This window comes from Kitasatospora sp. NA04385 (assembly GCF_013364235.1).
Taxonomy (GTDB): Bacteria; Actinomycetota; Actinomycetes; order Streptomycetales; family Streptomycetaceae; genus Kitasatospora.
This window is the reverse complement of sequence record NZ_CP054919.1, coordinates 3,583,800-3,603,136: the sequence shown is the minus strand read 5'-3', so window position 1 is coordinate 3,603,136 and position 19,337 is coordinate 3,583,800. Positions and strand designations below refer to the sequence as shown.

General features: G+C 75.6%; 17 protein-coding genes. 11 read left to right on the top strand and 6 right to left on the bottom strand.

Annotation, left to right across the window (positions count from 1 at the left end):
- The first annotated feature begins 25 nt into the window (after window positions 1–25).
- Window positions 26–220 carry a hypothetical protein gene (locus HUT16_RS15880; protein WP_176188825.1) on the top strand — a complete coding sequence of 65 codons (195 nt, stop codon included), beginning with the start codon at window positions 26–28 and terminating at the stop codon, window positions 218–220.
- A gap of 40 nt (window positions 221–260) precedes the next feature.
- Entirely contained in the window at window positions 261–1,082 is an 822-nt protein-coding gene (locus tag HUT16_RS15875; protein WP_176188824.1) for an MBL fold metallo-hydrolase, read from the top strand.
- A 105-nt stretch (window positions 1,083–1,187) separates the two neighbouring features.
- On the opposite strand, the gene HUT16_RS15870 is transcribed toward HUT16_RS15875, so the two are convergent.
- Both HUT16_RS15870 and HUT16_RS15865 read right to left on the bottom strand, forming a co-directional pair.
- Window positions 1,188–1,862 carry a Crp/Fnr family transcriptional regulator gene (locus HUT16_RS15870; protein WP_033220149.1) on the bottom strand — a complete coding sequence of 225 codons (675 nt, stop codon included), beginning with the start codon at window positions 1,860–1,862 and terminating at the stop codon, window positions 1,188–1,190.
- A 191-nt stretch (window positions 1,863–2,053) separates the two neighbouring features.
- A complete protein-coding gene (locus tag HUT16_RS15865) occupies window positions 2,054–2,710 on the bottom strand; it encodes a GntR family transcriptional regulator (protein ID WP_176188823.1) in 657 nt (218 codons plus the stop codon).
- Window positions 2,711–2,855: 145 nt separating this feature from the next.
- On the opposite strand from HUT16_RS15865, the gene HUT16_RS15860 reads away from it, so the two are divergent.
- On the top strand, window positions 2,856–4,076 hold the full coding sequence (locus HUT16_RS15860; RefSeq protein WP_176188822.1) for an amidohydrolase family protein: 1,221 nt from the start codon (window positions 2,856–2,858) through the stop codon (window positions 4,074–4,076).
- 49 nt (window positions 4,077–4,125) lie between these two features.
- Window positions 4,126–5,616, top strand: coding sequence for an APC family permease (locus tag HUT16_RS15855; protein WP_176188821.1), 1,491 nt, complete (start codon window positions 4,126–4,128; stop codon window positions 5,614–5,616).
- 63 nt (window positions 5,617–5,679) lie between these two features.
- Here the strand turns inward: HUT16_RS15855 and HUT16_RS15850 are convergent, their stop codons facing one another.
- Window positions 5,680–6,870, bottom strand: a complete 1,191-nt coding sequence (locus tag HUT16_RS15850; RefSeq protein ID WP_176188820.1) for an amidohydrolase — start codon at window positions 6,868–6,870, stop codon at window positions 5,680–5,682.
- 114 nt (window positions 6,871–6,984) lie between these two features.
- Window positions 6,985–7,398 (bottom strand): universal stress protein, encoded by a 414-nt coding sequence (locus tag HUT16_RS15845; RefSeq protein ID WP_176188819.1) that lies wholly within the window; start codon window positions 7,396–7,398, stop codon window positions 6,985–6,987.
- Window positions 7,399–7,611: 213 nt separating this feature from the next.
- Here HUT16_RS15845 and HUT16_RS15840 point away from each other — a divergent pair, with 213 nt between their 5' ends.
- The 7 genes from HUT16_RS15840 (at window position 7,612) to HUT16_RS15810 (ending at window position 17,080) form a co-directional block, all read left to right on the top strand.
- Window positions 7,612–8,487: a universal stress protein gene (locus HUT16_RS15840; protein ID WP_254897830.1), complete on the top strand. Its 876-nt coding sequence runs from the start codon at window positions 7,612–7,614 to the stop codon at window positions 8,485–8,487.
- 372 nt (window positions 8,488–8,859) lie between these two features.
- Window positions 8,860–9,717 carry an NAD-dependent protein deacetylase gene (locus HUT16_RS15835; RefSeq protein ID WP_176188818.1) on the top strand — a complete coding sequence of 286 codons (858 nt, stop codon included), beginning with the start codon at window positions 8,860–8,862 and terminating at the stop codon, window positions 9,715–9,717.
- Window positions 9,718–9,959: 242 nt separating this feature from the next.
- The gene (gene kdpF, locus HUT16_RS15830) at window positions 9,960–10,049 is read left to right on the top strand and encodes a K(+)-transporting ATPase subunit F (RefSeq protein WP_176188817.1); all 90 of its coding nucleotides are present in this window, start codon (window positions 9,960–9,962) and stop codon (window positions 10,047–10,049) included.
- 1 nt (window position 10,050) lies between these two features.
- Complete coding sequence (gene kdpA, locus HUT16_RS15825) at window positions 10,051–11,748, top strand: potassium-transporting ATPase subunit KdpA (RefSeq protein WP_176188816.1); 1,698 nt, start codon at window positions 10,051–10,053, stop codon at window positions 11,746–11,748.
- Entirely contained in the window at window positions 11,748–13,820 is a 2,073-nt protein-coding gene (gene kdpB / locus HUT16_RS15820) for a potassium-transporting ATPase subunit KdpB (RefSeq protein ID WP_176188815.1), read from the top strand. Before kdpA ends, kdpB begins: the two co-directional genes overlap by 1 nt.
- 17 nt (window positions 13,821–13,837) lie before the next feature.
- The gene (kdpC, locus tag HUT16_RS15815; protein WP_176188814.1) at window positions 13,838–14,446 is read left to right on the top strand and encodes a potassium-transporting ATPase subunit KdpC; all 609 of its coding nucleotides are present in this window, start codon (window positions 13,838–13,840) and stop codon (window positions 14,444–14,446) included.
- A 105-nt stretch (window positions 14,447–14,551) separates the two neighbouring features.
- Entirely contained in the window at window positions 14,552–17,080 is a 2,529-nt protein-coding gene (locus HUT16_RS15810; protein WP_176188813.1) for an ATP-binding protein, read from the top strand.
- Window positions 17,081–17,299: 219 nt separating this feature from the next.
- Here the strand turns inward: HUT16_RS15810 and HUT16_RS15805 are convergent, their stop codons facing one another.
- Entirely contained in the window at window positions 17,300–17,878 is a 579-nt protein-coding gene (locus HUT16_RS15805) for a phosphatase PAP2 family protein (RefSeq protein WP_254897829.1), read from the bottom strand.
- The gene (locus HUT16_RS15800; RefSeq protein ID WP_176188811.1) at window positions 17,875–19,215 is read right to left on the bottom strand and encodes a diacylglycerol kinase family protein; all 1,341 of its coding nucleotides are present in this window, start codon (window positions 19,213–19,215) and stop codon (window positions 17,875–17,877) included. The genes HUT16_RS15805 and HUT16_RS15800 overlap by 4 nt, the downstream gene beginning before the upstream one ends.
- Window positions 19,216–19,337 lie beyond the last annotated feature (122 nt).

Sequence of the window (19,337 nt, the reverse complement as noted above, 5' to 3'; positions counted from 1 at the left end):
GTCTTGACCTCGGAAGGAGACTCCGATGACCCACAACGACGTGGCTCGCCGGACCTCGGCCATGCCCGCCCGCACCGTCACCCCCCGCGCCGCCGCCTGCGACGAAGGGAGCGCGCCCCGGGAGACCGTCCGCAGCCTGGTCCGCGACCTGCCCGGCCGCGACCTGGTCCGGCCGCTCCCGCTGCGCCGCCTCAGCCGCGCCGAACGGGACGTCGCGTGAGCGCAGCACACCGGGTGAGCGCGCACTCCGAGGGCGCCGCGTGAGCGGCCCGCTCCCGGGCGACCCCGCCGACACCGTCGGCGGGGTCGCCACCCCGCGCGCCCAGTGCGTGCTCGCCCCCAACCCGTCCCCGATGACGCTGGACGGCACCAACACCTGGCTGCTCTCCGAACCCGGCTCCGACCTCGCCGCCGTCGTCGACCCCGGCCCGCTCGACGAGGCCCACCTGCGCCGGATCGTCGACACCGCCGAACGGCAGGGCAAGCGGATCGCGCTCACCCTGCTCACCCACGGCCACGCCGACCACGCCGAGGGCGCCGCCCGGTTCGCCGAGCTCACCGGCACCCCCGTCCGCGCCCTCGACCCGGCGCTGCGGCTCGGCGACGAGGGCCTGCGCGGCGGGCAGCGCCTCGACGTCGGCGGCCTCGACCTGCGGGTCGTCGGCACCCCCGGGCACACCTCCGACTCGCTGACCTTCCACCTGCCCGCGGACGGCGCGATCCTCACCGGCGACACCGTCCTGGGCCGCGGCACCACGATGGTCGCCCACCCCGACGGGCGGCTGGGCGACTACCTCGACTCGCTGCGCCGCCTGCACGCGATGGCCTCCGAGCACGGCGTGCGCACCGTCCTGCCCGGCCACGGCCCGGTCCTGGCGGACGCGCTCGGCGCCGTCGACTACTACCTGGCGCACCGGGCGGCCCGGCTCGCCCAGGTCGAGACGGCGGTCGAGGCCGGGTGCCGCACCGCCGCCGAGGTGGTCGCCCGGGTGTACGCGGACGTCGACCCGGCGCTGTGGCCCGCGGCGGAACTCTCGGTCCGGGCCCAGCTCACCTACCTGGAGGACCGGGGCCTGGTCTAGGGGCCTGGTCTAGGGGCCCGGCGTGGCCGGCCCGGGGCCCCGGGAACGCGGAACCGCGCCCGGTGCACCTGGCGGTGCGCGCGGGCGCGGTCGGGGCGGAGCGGCTCAGCGGGACCGGCGGGAGAGCCGCTCGACGTCGAGCAGGACGACCGCGCGGGCCTCCAGCTTGAGCCAGCCGCGGCCGGCGAAGTCGGCGAGCGCCTTGTTGACCGTCTCGCGGGAGGCGCCGACCAGCTGGGCCAGCTCCTCCTGGGTGAGGTCGTGGGCGACGTGGATGCCCTCGTCGGAGGGGACGCCGAAGCGGCGGGAGAGGTCGAGCAGGGCCTTGGCGACGCGGCCGGGCACGTCGGAGAAGACCAGGTCGGACATCACGTCGTTGGTGCGGCGCAGGCGGCGGGCGATGGCGCGCAGCAGCGCGATGGAGACCTCGGGCCGGGCGTGCAGCAGCGGGAGCAGGTCGCCGTGGCCGAGGCCGAGGAGCTTGACCTCGGTGAGGGCGGTGGCGGTGGCGGTGCGCGGGCCCGGGTCGAAGAGCGAGAGCTCGCCGATCATCTCGGAGGGGCCGAGCACGGCGAGCATGTTCTCGCGGCCGTCGGGGGAGGCCCGGTGCAGCTTGACCTTGCCCTCGACCACGACGTAGAGCCGGTCGCCCGGGTCGCCCTCGTGGAACAGCGACTCACCGCGGGCGAGCGTCACCTCGGTCATGGAAGCGCGGAGCTCGGCAGCCTGGTCGTCGTCGAGTGCCGCGAACAGCGCGGCGCGCCGCAGAACGTCGTCCACGAGCTTCCTCCTGCTGGTGTCTGGGCAGTGCTACTCACCACCAAGGATGACGCATGTCGCTCCGATCATATGAGGAGGGGGTGTGCCGAGGTGGGGCCTACGGGGCCATTCGCGCAGTTCGGGTGGGCGTTTCGCGCCACCGGTCCGCCACCGGTTCGGCACCGGCCCGGCGTCGGCCCGGCACCGCGGAGCTACCCGCCGAGGGCCTGCCGGGCGAAGGCGCGGGTGCCGGCGACGTGGTGGCGGGCGAGGTCGGCGGCGGTCTCCGGGTCGCCGGCCCGGATGGCGTCCAGCAGCCGCTGGTGCTCGGTGCACATCGGGAGGCTGGTCCCGACGTCGGAGGTGAGCCGGAACAGGCGGCGCAGGCGGCCGTCGAGCGGGGCCATCATGTCGCGCAGCAGCGGGTTCCCGGAGAGCTCGACGATCTCGCGGTGGAAATCGGCGTTCAGGCTGACCGTCTCGCGCAGCCGGCCGGCCTCGGCGGCCTTGCGGGTGCGGGCCAGGATGCGTTCCAGGCCGCGGACGCCGGCGGGGGTGGCGTGCCGGGCGGCGAGGCTGGCGGCGAGCGCCTCCAGGGACTCGCGGACGGCGAAGAAGTGCTCCGCCTCCTCGGGGCCGAAGTCGGCGACGACGGCGCCGCGGCGGGCCTGGACGGCGAGGAAGCCCTCGCGTTCGAGGCGCTGCATGGCCTCGCGGACCGGAATCCGGGAGACGCCCATGCCGTCGGCGAGCTCGCGCTCGACCAGGCGCTGCCCGGCGGGGTACTCGCCCTCGATGATCCGTTCGCGCAACTGGACGTAGACGAGGTCCGCCAGCGACTGGTGGGCGTCGCCGAGGGTGTCGGTCATCGGGGGGCTCCAGGCGGAAGCGGGCGGAGGGAGCGGGCAGTAGATCAGATCATTCCAGATCGGCTCCGGCCCCCCTCTTGTCTGGTATTCGGTATACCAGATAGCTTGGCCGCTCACCCTCCCCGACGAGCACCGGAGCCCGCCCGTGACCGCCCTCCCGCCAGGCCCGCAGCTGCTGCTGGACGCCACCCTCCCCGACGGCTCCCGCGCCGACCTGCGGATCGACGACGGCCGGATCGCGGCGATCACCCCCGTCCCGGCCGGGCGCGAGCGCGTCGACCCCGGGGCCGGCCGGGCCGCGCTGGACGGGGCGGTGCTGCTGCCCGCGCTGGTCGACGGGCACGCCCACCTGGACAAGACCTTCCTCGGCGCGCCCTGGCAGCCGCACCGCGCGACGGCCGGCCTGCGCGAGCAGATCGCCGCGGAGCGGGAGCTGCGCCGCGAGGTCGCCGAGCGGGCCCCGGTGGCGGACCGGGCGGAGGCGCTGGCCCGCCGGATGGCGGCGCTGGGCACCGGCTTCGTCCGCTCGCACGTGGACGTCGACCCGGACACCGGGCTGGACCACCTGTACGCGGTGCTGGAGGCCCGCGAGCGGGTGCGGGAGCTGCTCGACGTGCAGCTGGTGGCGTTCCCGCAGAGCGGCGTACTGGCCGAGCCCGGGGTGGCCGGGCTGCTGGACGCGGCGCTGCGCGAGGGCGCCGAACTGATCGGCGGGCTCGACCCGTTCGGCTTCGACGGGGACGTGGACGGCCAGCTGGACGTGGTGTTCGGCCTGGCCGAGCGGCACGGCGCCGGCATCGACATCCACCTGCACGACGGCGGCGAGGCCGGTGCGGCGCAGCTGCGGGCGATCGCCGGGCGGACGGCCGCGCTGGGCCTGGGCGGGAGGGTCGCGGTCAGCCACGCGTACTGCCTCGGGCAGCTCGCCGAGCCCGAACTCACCCGGACCGCCTCGGCGTTGGCGCGGGCCGGGGTGGCCGTGATGACCAACGGACCGGCCCGGACGATGCCGCCGGTGAAGCTGCTGCACGAGCTGGGCGTGCTGGTCTTCGCGGGCTCCGACAACATCCGCGACGCGTGGTGGCCGTACGGCACCGGCGACATGCTGGAGCGGGCCACCGTCATCGGTTTGCAGGGCGAGCTGATGACCGATCAGGAACTCGTGCTGGCGGCCGAGTTGGCCACCGTGAACGCCGCCCGCGCGCTCGGCGTCGAGGAGTACGGGATCGCCGTGGGGCGGCCCGCGAACCTGGTGGCCGTCGCCGCGCACTCGGTGCCCGAGGCCGTCGCCGCGCACCCGGAGCGGCTGCTGGTGCTGCACCGCGGCCGCACCGTACTGGACCGCCTCGACCCCCTTTCGCAGTAGCGAAGTTCCCCCACGCACATCCGCAGCACCCCGGAAGGATCCCCCCACCATGTCCCTCACCCCCTCCGTGGACCGGGCACCCGCCCCGGCCGAACCGCCCGACCCGTCCGCCCCGGCCGCGGGCCGGCTGGCCAAGGGCCTGATCGGCACCACCGACCTGGTGTTCTTCGTGGTCGCCGCGGCGGCGCCGCTGACCGTGCTGGCCGGCATCGCCCCGTTCGCGATCGGGGTGGGCGGGGCGTCCGCACCGGCCGCGTACCTGATCTCGGGCGCGCTGCTGGTGCTGTTCGCCGCCGGGTTCACCGCGATGAGCCGGTACGTGCGCAACGCGGGCGCGTTCTACGCGTACGTGGCGCGCGGGCTGGGGCGGACCCTCGGGGTGGTCACCGCCTACGTGGCGGTGCTCAGCTACAACCTGATCACCCCGGGCGTGGCGGCCGCGTTCGGCTACTTCGCGGCCGGCCACATCGAGCAGCGCACCGGCGCGCACGTGCCCTGGTGGCTGCTGTCCGGCGGCTGCGTGGCCGTGGTCGGCGTGCTCGGCTGGCTGAAGGTCACGCTGTCGGCGAAGGTGCTCGGCGTGGCGCTGGTGCTGGAGGTGCTGTCGCTGCTGCTGATGGAGGGCGGGGTGCTGGCCGACCGGGGGACGGCCGCGCTCGACCCGGTCTCCTTCGACCCGTCGCTGCTCACCCAGGCCGGGGTGGCGGGCATGTTCGTGCTGGTCATCGGCGCGTTCACCGGCTTCGAGGCGACCGCGATCTACGCCGAGGAGGCCCGCGACCCGGCCCGCACCGTGCCCCGGGCGACGTTCATCGCGATCGGCTTCCTGGCGGTGTTCTACGCCCTGGGCACCTGGATCGTGATGGGCGCGTACGGCACCGACGAGGCGGTCGCGCAGGCCCGGGCCGACGGCGGGCCGGACCTGACCTTCCGGGCCGCCGAGCGTTTCGTCGGCCTGTGGCTGTCGGACACCATGCACGTGCTGATCATCGTGTCGGCGTTCGCCTCCGCGCTGGCCTTCCACAACGCCGCCGCCCGCTACCTGTACGCGCTGGGCCGCGAGGGCCTGCTGCCGCGCGGGCTGGGCCGGGTGTCGCCGCGCACCGGCTCGCCCGGGCGGGCGGTGCTGGTGCAGTCGGCGTTCAACGCGCTGGTGGTCGGCCTGGGCGCGGTCCTCGCGGTCGACCCGTACCTGGTGGTGCTGCTGTGGTCCAACAGCGTCGGCGTGCTCGGCATCATGGTGATGCAGGCGCTGGCGGCGGTCGCGGTGTTCGCGTTCTTCCGCAAGGACCGGCGCGGGCTGTCGGCGTTCCGGGTGGTCTGGGCGCCGCTGCTGGCCGCCGCCGGGCTGGCGGTGCTGGCCGTGCTGGCGCTGTTCAACTTCGACCTGCTGACCGGCCGCACCGGCCTGGTCAACTGGCTGCTGCTGGTGCCGCTGCCGGTGGTCGCGCTGATCGGCCGGCAGGTCGCCCGGCGGATCCGGCGCACCGACCCGGAGCGGTTCGCCCGGCTGACCGAGGTCGACGTCGAACGCGACTGAGCGGGCGCGCGGACGGCGGTGGCCGCCCCGTCGCGGGGGCGGCCACCGCCGTCGCGGCGGGCGTCAGGGGACGAGCGCGCCGTGCTCGGCGACCGCCCGGCCCGCCTTCACCACCAGCTCGCGCGGCGGCAGGTCGACCACCACCTGCGGGACGCACTCGCCGTCCACCAGCAGGAAGTCGGCGGGCGTGCCGGGCCGCAGGTCGGCCCTGGGCAGGCCGAGCAGGTCGGCGCCGCCGTGCGCGGCCAGCTCCAGGCAGTCGGTCAGCTCGGCGTCGGTGCGGGCGTCGGTGGTCCAGCCCAGCAGGTGCGCCCGGTGCAGCATGTCGGCGTTGCCGAACGGGCTCCAGGAGTCCCGGACGCCGTCCGAGCCGAGGCCGACCCGCACCCCGCGGGAGCGCAGCGCGCGGAACGGCAGCACCTGGTGCGCGGACGGGGCGACGGTGGTCAGCCCGATCCCGGCGGCCGCCAGCAGGTCGGCGGTGGCGTCGAGTTCGGCGGCGGGCAGCTCGGGCAGGCAGAACACGTGGCTGGCCGTCACCCGGCCCTGCAGCCCGGCCGCGACCGTCCGTTCGGCCAGCGCCCGCAGCGGGCCCAGGCCGGCCGCGCCGAGGTCGTGCAGGTGCACGTCCAGCAGCACGCCGTACCGCTCGGCCAGGCCGAACAGCAGGTCGAGCTGCTCGCGGCCGTCCGGGCCGCCGCCGTCGAACCCGGCCGGGTCGATGCCGCCGACCGCGTCCACCAGGCGCTCGCGGGCCGCCTCGGTGAGCAGCCCGGCCGCGCCCGGGGTGCGCACCACGCCGTGCTGCGGGAACGCCACCGACTGCACGTCCAGCTTCCCGGCCAGCCGCTCGGCGGCCTCGCGCAGGCCGGTGACGCCCGCCAGGCCGTACGCGGGGGCGACGTCCACGTGCGCGCGCACGGCCCGGGTGCCCCGGGTCACCGCGTGCGCGAGCAGGCGGTGGGCCCGCTCGCCGACCGGGGTGCGCTGGTGCTCGTACAGCTCGACGTCGGCGGCCACGTACGCGGGGAGATCGTGCGCCGGGCGGCGGCCGTACCAGGGCTCGCCCCAGGTGGTCTTGTCCGGGTGGACGTGCGCGTCCACCAGCGTCGGCAGCGCGATCCGGCCGCAGCCCTCCACCACGGACGGGCGCGCGCCCGGCGGGAGCCCGGCGGCCAGGACGCCGTCCACGGCGACCAGGTCGGTGACCGGGCCGCCGAACGGGCGGACCCGGCGGAACAGCGTGACGTGCATGGTGTCGCTCCCGGGGAGGTGCTGAAGGCCCGGCCGGTGCGGCAGGTTCCGGAACCATTCGAACCGCTTCCGCGCTGTCAGTCAACTCGCATGTGAGGAAGGCGAGTTGACGCTTCAGGCTGCCCGGACGGGGCGGTCCGCCGGGGCGGCGACGGCCCGCACCGGGCAGGGCGCGTGCAGCCGGCAGTGCCGCTCGGTGCGGGCGCCCCGCAGGTGGCGGCGGTGCTCCCGGGCGCCGAGCAGCAGCAGGTCGTCCGGGCCGCCGACCGCCGCCACCAGCGCGGGCCCCGCCGCCCCGGCCACGACCACCGGACGCACCACCACCCCGTCCGGCCAGCCCCCGACCGCGTGCCGCAGCGCCCCGTCCAGCAGCCGCCGGGCCGCCGCCTCCGACGGCGGGCCGGCCAGCAGCGGCACCAGCACCGCCCCGCGCGCCGCGGCCTCCACCACCGCCCGGCGCAGCGCGGCCAGACTGCCCGGCGACCCGTCCACGCCGACCACCACCCGGGGCTCCCGCACCTCCGCCATCGCACCCGCCTCCTCGCTCCTCCCTCCAGTCAACGCCGCCCCGGGCCGGGCGGGCGTCAAGGCGGCGTCGGGAAAGCGGCGGCGGGCGTCAGGGAGGCGTCAAGGACCGGCCCGGAGCCCGTTCCCGCAGGTCTGCTGGTGGCCGGAGGCGGGCCCCGGCGACCGGAAGGCCGGGGCCCGCGCTCCCCGGACGAGGGACGAGCGGAGGACGAGATGGCACAGCGGATGCGCGTCGTGGTCGGCGTCAGCGGGTCGCCCGCCGGGCCGGCCGCACTGCACCGCGCGGTGGCCGAGGCCCGGCGGGCGGGCGGCGGCGCGGAGGTGCTGGCCCTGCACGCCTGGGAGCCGCCCGGCGGCGCGCCCGGGTACCTGCGCTCGCCCTGCCCGCCGCTGCTGTCCGCGGTCCGGGCCGCCGCCGAGCAGCGGCTGGACGAGGCGCTGGCCGCGGCGTCCGGCGGTGCCGGGTTCGACGGCGTGCCCGTCACCGCCCGCTGCGTGCGCGGCGCGCCCGCCGCGGCCCTGCTCGCCGCCGCCGACCGGGGCGCCGACCTGCTGGGGCTCGGCGCGGCCGGCTCCTGGTGGCGGCGCGGCCTGCGCGGCTCCGTCCCCGCCCGCTGCGTGCGCGCGGCCCGCTGCCCGGTCCTGGTGCTGCCGGGCCCGCCCGCTGCCGGACGGGCCGGGCGGGCCGGACGGCGGCGACCTGGACGCGGAGCTGTGCGGGCTGGTCGGGCGCGGATGAGCGCCGGGAGCCCCGCGCGGGGGCTGCCGGTCGACCTGTCGGCCGCCCTGGCCCTCCTCACCGGTGCCGGGACGGCGGCCGCCCTCGGCCTGCTGGGCGAACTGCGGCCCGGCTGGTTCGCGCTCACCGCCTTCGCCGCCGGCTGTGCCGCCCTGGGCGGCCGGTCACGGCCGGCCGCGGCCCCGCTGATCGGCCTGGCGGCCTGGCTGTTCCACAACGGCTTCGCCGAGCACCGCCACGCCGAACTCGGCTGGTCCGGCCCCGCCGCGGAGACCGGCCGCCTCGCCCTGCTCATCGCCGCGGCCCTGCTCGGCACCCTGGGGGCGACGGCCGCCCGGCGAGCGCGCTGAGAGCCGACCGTACGGCGGCGGCCGGGCCGTGGGGCCCGGCCGCCGCACCGAGGGGCGCGGCCCGGACCCGGTGCGTGGGGCACCGCCTGGCCGCGCCCGGCGCCGCGGGCCGGTGGTCCGGCCGGGGCCGGCCCGGCGGGGTGCGCGCCGCCGGGGGCGTGGTGACCGCCCGGCGCGCGGCGGCCGTTTGGAAGCGCTCCCAAGAAAGATCCGTACGCGTCTTCTGCGCAGGTGGTGAATCGAAGTACAAAGGAGGCAGCGGAAGTTCGGGCTGTGGGGGCCGGAACGTCCGCACCCGGGGCGGCCCGGGCGGTGCGTGGGGGTACTGCCTGGGCCGCCGGGTTCCTCCGTCCGCGTTCCCGGCGTTCCACAATGGACGGCATGAGCGTGCACGAGGACGGACTCCCCGAGGTGGCCCGGCTGCTGTCCGGCGGCGGGGTGGTGGTGCTGAGCGGGGCCGGGCTGTCCACCGAGTCCGGCATCCCGGACTACCGCGGGCCGGACGGCGTGCGCCGCCACCGGGCCCCGATGACGTACCAGGAGTTCGTCGCGGGCGAGGCCGCCCGCCGCCGCTACTGGGCGCGCAGCCACGCCGGCCGGGCGGTGGTCGCCCGGGCCCGCCCGAACGCCGGGCACCTCGCGGTGGCCCGGCTGCGCGAGGCCGGCCGGATCGCCGCCGTGATCACCCAGAACGTGGACGGCCTGCACCGCGCCGCCGGCACCGCCGACGCCGTCGAACTGCACGGCGGCCTCGACCGGGTGGTCTGCCTCGACTGCGGCGCCGTCACCCCCCGCACCGCCCTCGACGAACGCCTCGCCGTCCTCAACCCGTCCTTCCGGGACGCCGGTTCGCGCACCAACCCGGACGGCGACGTCGAACTCCCCGACCACCTGGTCGCCTCGTTCGTCGTCGCGTCCTGCTCCTCCTGCGGCGGCGTGCTCAAACCGGACGTGGTGTTCTTCGGCGAGAGCGTCCCCAAGGACCGCGTCGAGCGCTGCTACCGGCTGGTGGACGACGGCCGTGCCCTGCTCGTCCTCGGCTCCTCGCTCGCCGTGATGTCCGGCCTGCGCTTCGTCCGCCACGCCGCGAAGACCGGCAAGCCCGTCGCCATCGTCACCCGCGGCACCACCCGCGGCGACGACCTGGCCACCGTCCGGATCGACCGCCCCCTCGGCGAGACCCTGACCGCGCTGGCCGCGCCCTTCACCGGCGCGCCCTGCACCGGGTAGCGCGCCCGGCCGGGGGAGCCGCCCGGCGTCAAGGGGGCGTCAAGGGCGGCCGGGCGGCCGTATGGGGGGCGTCAGGGGACGCGGGAACGGCGGTCCGTGCTGCTTGGCTCCAGGTGCCGGCGAAAGCGCCGGCGCCCGTTCCGAGCCACCCTGGTGGATGCCATGTCAGACCTGATCTACGTCGGTGTCACGGTCGCCGTGTTCGCCGTCCTCGCCCTGATCGCGCGGGGGGTGGAGAAGCTGTGAGCGCCGAGCACATAGCGGGTCTCCTCGTCGCCGCCGCGCTGGTCGGGTACCTCGTCCTCGCGCTGCTCCACCCGGAGAAGTTCTGACATGGGGGCCACTCTCGCCGGGTGGTTGCAGGCGCTCGCCCTGGTCGGCGCGCTGGCCCTGTGCTACCGACCGCTGGGCGACCACATCGCCCGGCTGCTCACCTCCGCCAAGCACCTCAGAGCGGAGAAGGCGCTGTACAAGGTGGTCGGCGTCGACGCCGACGCCGACCAGCGCTGGCCCGTCTACCTGCGCTCGGTGCTGGCGTTCTCCGCGCTGTCCGTGCTGTTCCTGTACGGGCTGATCCGCCTCCAGACGCACCTGCTGCTGAGCCTGGGCGTGCCGGAGATGGAAGCGCACCAGGCCTGGAACACCGCGATCTCGTTCACCACCAACACCAACTGGCAGTCCTACGGCGGCGAGTCCGCGATGGGCCACCTGGTGCAGATGACCGGTCTCGCGGTGCAGAACTTCGTCTCGGCGGCGGTCGGCATCGCGGTGGTCGCGGCGCTGATCCGCGGGTTCCGGGGGTCCGGGGGTCGTCCCCCGGGAAAGCACAGCACCCGCAACCGCACCGACCGGGTCGGCAACTTCTGGGTCGACCTGACCCGGATCTCGCTGCGCCTGCTGCTGCCGCTCGCCGTCGTCTTCGCCCTGGTGCTGGTGGCCAACGGCGTCGTGCAGAACTTCCACGGCTTCGAGCAGGTGACCACCCTGTCGGGCGGGCAGCAGTCGGTCCCCGGCGGGCCGGTGGCCTCGCAGGAGGTCATCAAGGAGCTGGGCACCAACGGCGGCGGCTTCTACAACGCCAACTCGGCCCACCCGTTCGAGAACCCGACCGGCTTCAGCAACCTGCTGGAGGTCTTCCTCCTGCTGCTGATCCCCTTCGCCCTGCCGCGCACCTTCGGGAGGATGGTCGGCGACCACCGCCAGGGCTACGCGATCGTCGCCGTGATGGGCCTGTTCTGGGTGGCCTCCACCGTCCTGATCACCTTCTTCGAGCACCAGCACGCCGGCAGCGCGCTGCAGGCGGCCGGGGCGGCGACGGAGGGCAAGGAGCAGCGCTTCGGCGTGGCCGCGTCCAGCCTGTTCGCGGCGTCCACCACGCTGACCTCGACCGGTGCGGTGAACTCCTTCCACGACTCGTTCACGCCGTTCGGCGGCGGGCTGACGGTGTTCAACATGATGCTCGGCGAGATCGCGCCCGGCGGCACCGGCTCCGGCCTGTACGGCATGCTGATCCTGGCGGTCGTCGCGGTGTTCGTCGCGGGCCTGATGGTCGGCCGCACCCCCGAGTACCTGGGCAAGAAGCTCGGCGGCCGGGAGATGAAGTTCGCCTCGCTGTACATCCTCACCACCCCGGCGATCGTGCTGATCGGCGCGGGCACCGCGATCGCGCTGCCCGGCGAGCGCGCCGGGATGCTGAACGACGGCGCGCACGGCTTCTCCGAGGTGCTGTACGCGTTCACCTCGGCGGCGAACAACAACGGTTCGGCGTTCGCGGGCATCACCGTGAACACCACCTGGTACGACACGGCGCTCGGCCTGGCCATGGTGTTCGGCCGCTTCCTGCCGATGGTGTTCGTGCTCGCGCTGGCCGGCTCGCTGGCCCGGCAGCGCCCCGTCCCGGCGGGCGCGGGCACGCTGCCCACGCACCGGCCGCTGTTCGTCGGCCTGCTGGCGGGCGTGATCCTGATCGTCGTCGGCCTCACCTACTTCCCGGCCCTGGCCCTCGGGCCGATCGCAGAAGGTCTCCACTGATGTCCACCACCGTCCCTGAAGTCCCGCGCCGGGCCGCGGCCGGCCTGCTCGATCCGAAACTGCTGCTCGCCTCGCTGCCCGACGCGCTGCGCAAGCTCGACCCCCGGGTGATGGTGCGCAACCCGGTGATGTTCGTGGTCGAGGTCGGCTCGGTGGTCACCACCGTCGCCGCGGTCGCCGACCCGTCGGTGTTCGCCTGGGCGATCACCTGCTGGCTCTGGCTGACCACGGTGTTCGCCAACCTGGCCGAGGCGGTGGCCGAGGGCCGCGGCAAGGCGCAGGCCGACACCCTGCGCCGGGCCCGGACGGAGTCCGTCGCCCGCCGCCTCACCGACTGGCCCGCGTCCGGCACGGAGGAGGAAGTCCCGGGCACCGCACTGCGGTTGGGCGACCACGTGGTGGTCGAGGCCGGGCAGGTGATCCCGGGCGACGGCGACGTGGTCGAGGGCGTCGCGTCGGTCGACGAGTCGGCGATCACCGGCGAGTCCGCGCCGGTGATCCGGGAGTCCGGCGGCGACCGCAGCGCGGTGACCGGCGGCACCAAGGTGCTCTCCGACCGGATCGTGGTCAGGATCGGCTCCGAGCCGGGCAAGACCTTCGTCGACCGGATGATCGCCCTGGTGGAGGGCGCGGCCCGGCAGCGGACGCCGAACGAGATCGCGCTGAACATCCTGCTGGCCTCGCTCACCGTGGTCTTCCTGGTCGCCGTGGTCACCCTGCAGCCGATGGCGGCGTACGCGGGCGCCCCGCAGTCGACGATCGTGCTGGTGGCGCTGGTGGTGGCGCTGATCCCCACCACCATCGGCGCGCTGCTCTCGGCGATCGGCATCGCGGGCATGGACCGCCTGGTGCAGCGCAACGTGCTGGCCATGTCGGGCCGGGCGGTGGAGGCCGCGGGCGACGTCAACACGCTGCTGCTCGACAAGACCGGCACCATCACCCTCGGCAACCGGCAGGCCGCCGAGTTCCAGCCCGCCGCGGGCGTCCCGGTCGGGGAGCTGGCGGACGCCGCGCAGCTGTCCTCGCTGGCGGACGAGACCCCGGAGGGCCGCTCCATCGTCGTCCTCGCCAAGACCGGGTACGGCCTGCGGGCCCGCGCCCGGGGCGAGTTGGCGCACGCGGCCTGGGTGCCGTTCACCGCGCAGACCCGGATGTCCGGCGTCGACCTGGACGGGCGGCAGGTCCGCAAGGGCGCGGCCGGGTCGGTCGCCAACTGGGTAACCGCACACGGCGGTTCGGTCGGCGAGGAGGTGGCCGTGCTGGTCGACGGCATCTCCGCGGCCGGCGGCACCCCGTTGGTGGTGGCCGAGCGCGCGGCCGGGGGCGTACCGCGCGTCCTGGGCGTCGTCCACCTCAAGGACGTGGTGAAGGAGGGCATGCGGGAGCGCTTCGAGGAGCTCCGCCGGATGGGCATCCGGACCGTGATGATCACCGGCGACAACCCGCTGACCGCCCGGGCCATCGCCGAGGAGGCGGGCGTCGACGACTTCCTCGCCGAGGCCACCCCCGAGGACAAGATGGCGCTGATCAAGAAGGAGCAGGAGGGCGGCAAGCTGGTCGCGATGACCGGCGACGGCACCAACGACGCCCCGGCGCTCGCCCAGGCCGACGTCGGCGTGGCGATGAACACCGGCACCATGGCGGCCAAGGAGGCCGGCAACATGGTCGACCTGGACTCCAACCCCACCAAGCTGATCGAGATCGTCGAGATCGGCAAGCAACTGCTGATCACCCGGGGCGCGTTGACCACCTTCTCGATCGCCAACGACGTCGCCAAGTACTTCGCGATCATCCCGGCGATGTTCGCCGGCGTGTACCCGGGCCTGAGCCGGCTGAACGTGATGGGGCTGCACAGCCCGCAGTCCGCGATCACCTCGGCGATCGTCTTCAACGCCCTGGTCATCGTCGGCCTGATCCCGCTCGCCCTGCGCGGCGTCAAGTACCGCCCCAGCAATGCGAGTTCGCTGCTGTCGAGGAACATCGGGATCTACGGCCTCGGCGGCCTGGCCGTCCCCTTCGCCGGCATCAAACTCATCGACCTGGTCGTCCAGTTCGTGCCGGGCCTGAGCTGAGAGAGGCCAGAATCCACATGCCCGCCTTCCTGCGTACCCACCTCACCGCGCTGCGGATGCTGCTGGTGATGACCGTGATCCTCGGCATTGCCTACCCGCTGCTGGTCACCGGCGTCAGCCAACTCGCCTTCCCGGCAAGGGCGAACGGCTCGCTCGTCGAGGTCGACGGCCGGCTGGTCGGCTCCGGCCTGATCGGCCAGCGCTTCGACCTGCCGCAGTCCGACCCGGACGCCCCGGCCCGGCCCGACCCCAAGTGGTTCCAGCCCCGCCCCTCCGCGGGCGGCTACGACCCGACCGCCTCCGGCGCCTCCAACCTCGGCCCGAACAGCGACGACCTGCTGAAGGCCGTCGAGGAGCGCCGGGCCGCCGTCGCCGCCTTCGACGGCGTCGACCCGGCCGACGTCCCGCCGGACGCGCTGACCGCCTCCGGCTCCGGCCTCGACCCGCACATCTCCGTCGCCTACGCCAGGGAGCAGGTCGACCGCGTCGCCCGCGAGCGCGGCATCCCCGCCGAACGGCTGGACCAACTGATCGACCGGTGCACCGACGGCCGCTCGCTCGGCTTCCTCGGCCAGCCCGGAGTCAACGTGCTCCAGCTCAACCGGGCCGTCGCCGCCGTCAAGTGACGGACCGTCAGAAACCCGCGCAGGCCGTCCCGGACGCTCCCCCGTCCGGGACGGCCGACCGCGTCCCCGCCCGGCCCCCGCGCCCCGCAGCCGAGAAGAGCCGCCATGCCCGCTGACCCCCGGCCCCGGCCGCACCCCGAGGGCCGCCGCCGCGGCCGGCTGCGGGTCTACCTCGGCGCCGCGCCCGGCGTCGGCAAGACCTACCGGATGCTGGACGAGGCCCACCGCCGCCGGGAACGCGGCACCGACGTGGTGGTCGGCTGGCTCGACACCCACGACCGCCCGCGCACCGCCCGCCTGCTCGACGGCCTGGAGCAGCTCCCGCGCGCCGTGCGCCGGCACCGGGGCGCCGAGTTCACCGAACTCGACCTGGACGGGCTGCTCGCCCGCCGCCCCGGACTCGCCCTGGTCGACGAACTCGCCCACACCAACGTCCCCGGCGGGCGGCACGCCAAGCGCTGGCAGGACGTCGAGGAACTGCTCGCGGCCGGCATCGACGTGGTCACCACCGTCAACATCCAGCACCTCGAATCGCTCAACGACGTCGTCCGGAAGATCACCGGCGTCCCGCAGCGCGAGACCGTCCCCGACGAGGTGGTGCGCCGCGCCGACCAGATCGAACTGGTCGACATGGCCCCGCAGGCCCTGCGCCGCCGCCTCGCCCACGGCAACGTCTACCGGGCCGAGCAGGTCGACGCCGCGCTCGCCCACTACTTCCGGATCGGCAACCTCACCGCGCTGCGCGAACTCGCCCTGCTCTGGCTGGCCGGACGGGTCGACGAGGGGCTGCGCGACTACCGGGCCGCGCACCGCATCGACCGGGTCTGGGAGACCCGCGAACGCGTGGTGGTGGCACTCACCGGCGGCCCCGAGGGCGAGACGCTGGTCCGCCGCGCCGCCCGGATCGCCGACCGCGCCGCCGGCGGCGACCTGCTGGCCGTCCACGTGACCCGCAGCGACGGCCTGGCCGGGGCCTCCCCGGCCCGGCTCGCCGAACAGCGGCACCTGGTGGAGTCGCTCGGCGGCAGCTACCACGTGGTGGTCGGCGACGACATCCCCGAGGCGCTGCTCTCCTTCGCCCGCAGCCGCGACGCCACCCAACTCGTCCTCGGCACCAGCCGGCGCGGCCGCACCGCCCGCTTCCTCACCGGCCCCGGCATCGGCGAGACCACCGTCGACCGCTCCGCCGACATCGACGTCCACATGGTCACCCACGCCTTCACCGGCCGCGGCCGCCTCCCCCCGCTGGGCCGCCGTCACTCCCGCCGCCGCACCCTCGCCGGGTACGGCGCCGGGCTCGCCGTCCCCGTCCTGCTGACCGCCGCGCTCTCCCAGGCGCACACCGCGCTGAACCTCACCACCGACGCGCTGATCCTCCAACTCGGCGTGGTGGCCGTCGCGCTGCTCGGCGGCGCGGTCTCCGCCCTGCTGGCCTCGCTGACCGCCTCCCTGCTGCTGAACTACTTCTTCATCCCGCCGGTGCACACCTTCACCATCGGCGAGACCAACAACCTCATCGCGCTCGCCGTGTTCGCCGCCGTCGCCCTGTGCGTCTCCACCGTCGTCGACCACGCCGGACGCCAGACCGCCCGGGCGGCCCGCGCCACCGCCGAGGCCGAGACCCTCTCCACCCTGGCCGGCTCCGTCCTGCGCGGCGCCGACGCCGTCCCCGCCCTGCTGGAACGCACCCGCACCGCCTTCGGCCTGGACGCCGTCGCTCTCCTCGACCGGGCCGGCGGCACCGTCCTGGACCGCGCCGCAGGCACCCCCGACCCGGCCGGGCCCGCCGGCACCACCACCCTCGACATCGGCCCCGACGCCGTCCTGCTGCTCACCGGGCGCCCCCTGCCCGACACCGACCGGCGCGTGCTCACCGCGTTCGGCGCCCACCTCGCCGCCGCCCTCGAACGCGACCGGCTCGCCGACGCCGCCGCCGAGGTCGAACCGATCCGCGCCGCCGACCGGATGCGCACCGCCCTGCTCGCCGCCGTCAGCCACGACCTGCGCACCCCGCTCGCCGCCGCCCTCGCCTCGGTCGGCTCACTGCGCAGCCCCGACGTCGACTTCACCGCCGCGGACCGGGCCGAACTGCTCGCCCTCGCCGACGAGTCCCTGCACCGGCTCACCCGGCTGGTCGACAACCTGCTCGACCTCAGCCGCCTCCAGGCCGGCGCCCTCACCCCGCACCTGCGGCCCACCCACCTCGACGAGGTGCTGCCCGGCGCGCTCGACGCGCTCGCCGATCCCGACACGCCCGTCCGCAGCACCGCCACCGAGCACGTCCCGCCGGTCCTCGCCGACCCGCTGCTGCTCGAACGCGTCCTCGCCAACGTCCTCGCCAACGCCCTGCACCACAACCCGCCCGGCGCCCCGGTCCTGGTCACCGCCTCCGCCCACGCCGGACGGGTCGAGATCCGGATCGCCGACCGCGGCCCCGGCATCCCCCCGGAGGACCGCGACCGGGTCTTCCGGCCCTTCCAGCGGCTCGGCGACACCGACAACACCACCGGCACCGGCCTCGGCCTCGCCCTCTCCCGCGGCCTCACCGAAGCGATGGGCGGCACCCTCGACCTGGAGGACACCCCGGGCGGCGGCACCACCCTGCTCATCGCCCTGCCACAGGGGCCCGGCTGAGAACGGCGAAGAGAGAGCACCGCCAGGGGCTCGGGGAACGGCGGGCCCGGGTCTGCTGCCGGTGCACTGCCGTGGCGCGCATCGGCTTCCGGTTCTGTTCAGGACCCGCAGCAGCACGGACACTCCGATGGGCTCCGACCACCAGCAGCACGCACTCGCCGTTCCCCGAGCCCCTGATGTCGCCCCCCGCCGTTCTCGCCCGAGCCCCCGAGGTGCGTCTCAGTGCCCAGGCCACCACTCGTCGACGCCCGCGGCCAGGCTCCCCGCGACCGTCCCCAGCAGCGCGCCGGCGATCACGTCGCCCGGGTAGTGGACGCCGGTGTGGACGCGGGAGTAGCCGACCGAGGCGGCCAGCAGGCCCAGGGGGGCCGCCGCCCAGGGCAGTTGGGAGGCGACCCCGGTGGCGAAGGCGAAGGCGGACGCGGTGTGCCCCGAGGGGAAGGACGCCGACTCGGGCATCGGCACGAAGCGGGCCTCCGGCACCTTCCCCGCGACCCGGTCCGGCCGGTGGCGCCGGGCCAGCGACTTGCCGAGCAGGTTGGCCGCCGCCGAGGCCGTCGCCACCGAGGCCAGCCCGACCACCGCCGCCCGCCGCGAACGTCCCGGCACGAGGGCGAGCCCGCAGGCCACCGCGATGGAGATCTTCGAGTGGTTCGCGGCGGTGGAGAGCTGCCGCAGCCGCAGGTCCAGGGTCGGCGTCGGGGTCGCGGCCACCGCGACGTACACCGCCTCGTCCACCGCCGACAGGTCCGCGACCACCCGCTGCCCAGCCAGCACCCACCGCGTCAACGCCTTCACCGCATACCGCCGTTCTTCTCCGTCCGGCCCGACGCGAGGTGCGCCAGGCGGCTCCATTTCAGGTTCGGGGCCGGGGCCACCGTGCCCGGCCGGTCGCGCGGGACCCGCACCCGCAGCACGCCGGGGCGGATGACGCAGCGCACCGGCACGTCCAGTTCCAGGGCCTCGCCGTCCACCGCGACCGGGATGCGGGGCACGTCCGCCGTGACCAGCACCTCGCGGCCGACCAGCACCGTCACCCCCTCGGCACTCGTACCACGCAGCGCCAGGTCCGCGACCTGCGCCGCGCCGTCCACCCGCACGCCCAGCACGCCCAGGCAGCCGCGGTCCATCCGGGAGCGCCGCCCGGGGTCGAGCAGGTCGCCCGCGTCGTACGGGTTGTTGCTGACCAGGACGGCCTGCGGACGCTCCAGCCGCTCCCCGCCGATCTCGGCGGTGAGCTTCGCGCCCGCGTAGCCGACCAGCAGGTCGGGCAGCATCGCGAGGACGGTGGAGGTCTTCGCGTCCCGGTACTCGGGGTTCTGGACGATCTCCGCGTAGGTGCCGAACGACACGTTGTTGACGAAGGCCCGGCCCGCGACCTCGCCCAGGTCGACCCGCAGCTCCACGCCGTCGGGCAGCGCGTCCAGGCAGCGCGCCGGGTCCTCGCGGTCCAGGCCGAGGTCGAGCGCGAAGTGGTTGCGGGTACCCGCCGAGATCACCAGGAACGGCAGTTCGTGCCGGGCCGCGACCTGGGCGACCAGCGCCTGGGTGCCGTCGCCGCCCGCCACGCCCAGCAGGTCCGCGCCGTCCGCGACGGCCCGCTCGGCCAGCTCCACGACGTCCTGGTGGGCGTCCGGGTCCAGCAGGACGACCTGCGCGCCGAGTTCACGGGCCCGCTCCGCCAGGTGGAACTCCTCCACCTTCCCGCCGCCGGACTTCGGATTCATGATCAGGACGGGCCTGCGCGGCGGATCGACCTCCCGCTCCGGCACCTCCCTGGTCCGCTGCGCCGAACGCAGCGCCACCCGGCCCAGCCACAGCCCGGCCGCCCACAGCGCCACCGCACCCAGCACCCACGGCCACGTCCCGCCGCCGACGTACAGCACCACCGCGCCCACCGGGGCCGCCACCGCCAGCAGCACCCCCAGCCAGCGCAGCGGCCCGCGCCGCGACAGCGCCCACCACCCGCCGACCGCCATCAGCGCCAGCGCGGCCACCCCGACCGCCACCACCAGCGCCCCGCGCAGCCCGGCCCCGGCGGCCAGCAGCAGCACCGCCGCCAGCCCGCAACCGATCGCCGCCCGCGCCAGCCACACCGTCCTCGCCGGCCACACCACCTTCGCCGCCTCTCCCATTCGTCGACGGTAACGCCCTGTCAGCTACCCCGCCCGGCGCGTCGCATCCCCGCGGGTGTCCCTGCGGGTGTCCCCGCGGCGGAATCCGCCGGGTGGTCGCCAGGGTGGTCGTCCGGGTGGTC

Coding starts and splice junctions, on each gene's coding strand:
- HUT16_RS15880 (WP_176188825.1), top strand. CDS start 26: ATGACCCACAACGACGTGGCTCGCCGGACCTCGGCCATGCCCGCCCGC.
- HUT16_RS15865 (WP_176188823.1), bottom strand. CDS start 2,710: ATGACCGACACCCTCGGCGACGCCCACCAGTCGCTGGCGGACCTCGTC.
- HUT16_RS15855 (WP_176188821.1), top strand. CDS start 4,126: ATGTCCCTCACCCCCTCCGTGGACCGGGCACCCGCCCCGGCCGAACCG.
- HUT16_RS15850 (WP_176188820.1), bottom strand. CDS start 6,870: ATGCACGTCACGCTGTTCCGCCGGGTCCGCCCGTTCGGCGGCCCGGTC.
- HUT16_RS15845 (WP_176188819.1), bottom strand. CDS start 7,398: ATGGCGGAGGTGCGGGAGCCCCGGGTGGTGGTCGGCGTGGACGGGTCG.
- HUT16_RS15840 (WP_254897830.1), top strand. CDS start 7,612: ATGGCACAGCGGATGCGCGTCGTGGTCGGCGTCAGCGGGTCGCCCGCC.
- HUT16_RS15835 (WP_176188818.1), top strand. CDS start 8,860: ATGGACGGCATGAGCGTGCACGAGGACGGACTCCCCGAGGTGGCCCGG.
- kdpA (WP_176188816.1), top strand. CDS start 10,051: ATGGGGGCCACTCTCGCCGGGTGGTTGCAGGCGCTCGCCCTGGTCGGC.
- kdpB (WP_176188815.1), top strand. CDS start 11,748: ATGTCCACCACCGTCCCTGAAGTCCCGCGCCGGGCCGCGGCCGGCCTG.
- kdpC (WP_176188814.1), top strand. CDS start 13,838: ATGCCCGCCTTCCTGCGTACCCACCTCACCGCGCTGCGGATGCTGCTG.
- HUT16_RS15810 (WP_176188813.1), top strand. CDS start 14,552: ATGCCCGCTGACCCCCGGCCCCGGCCGCACCCCGAGGGCCGCCGCCGC.
- HUT16_RS15800 (WP_176188811.1), bottom strand. CDS start 19,215: ATGGGAGAGGCGGCGAAGGTGGTGTGGCCGGCGAGGACGGTGTGGCTG.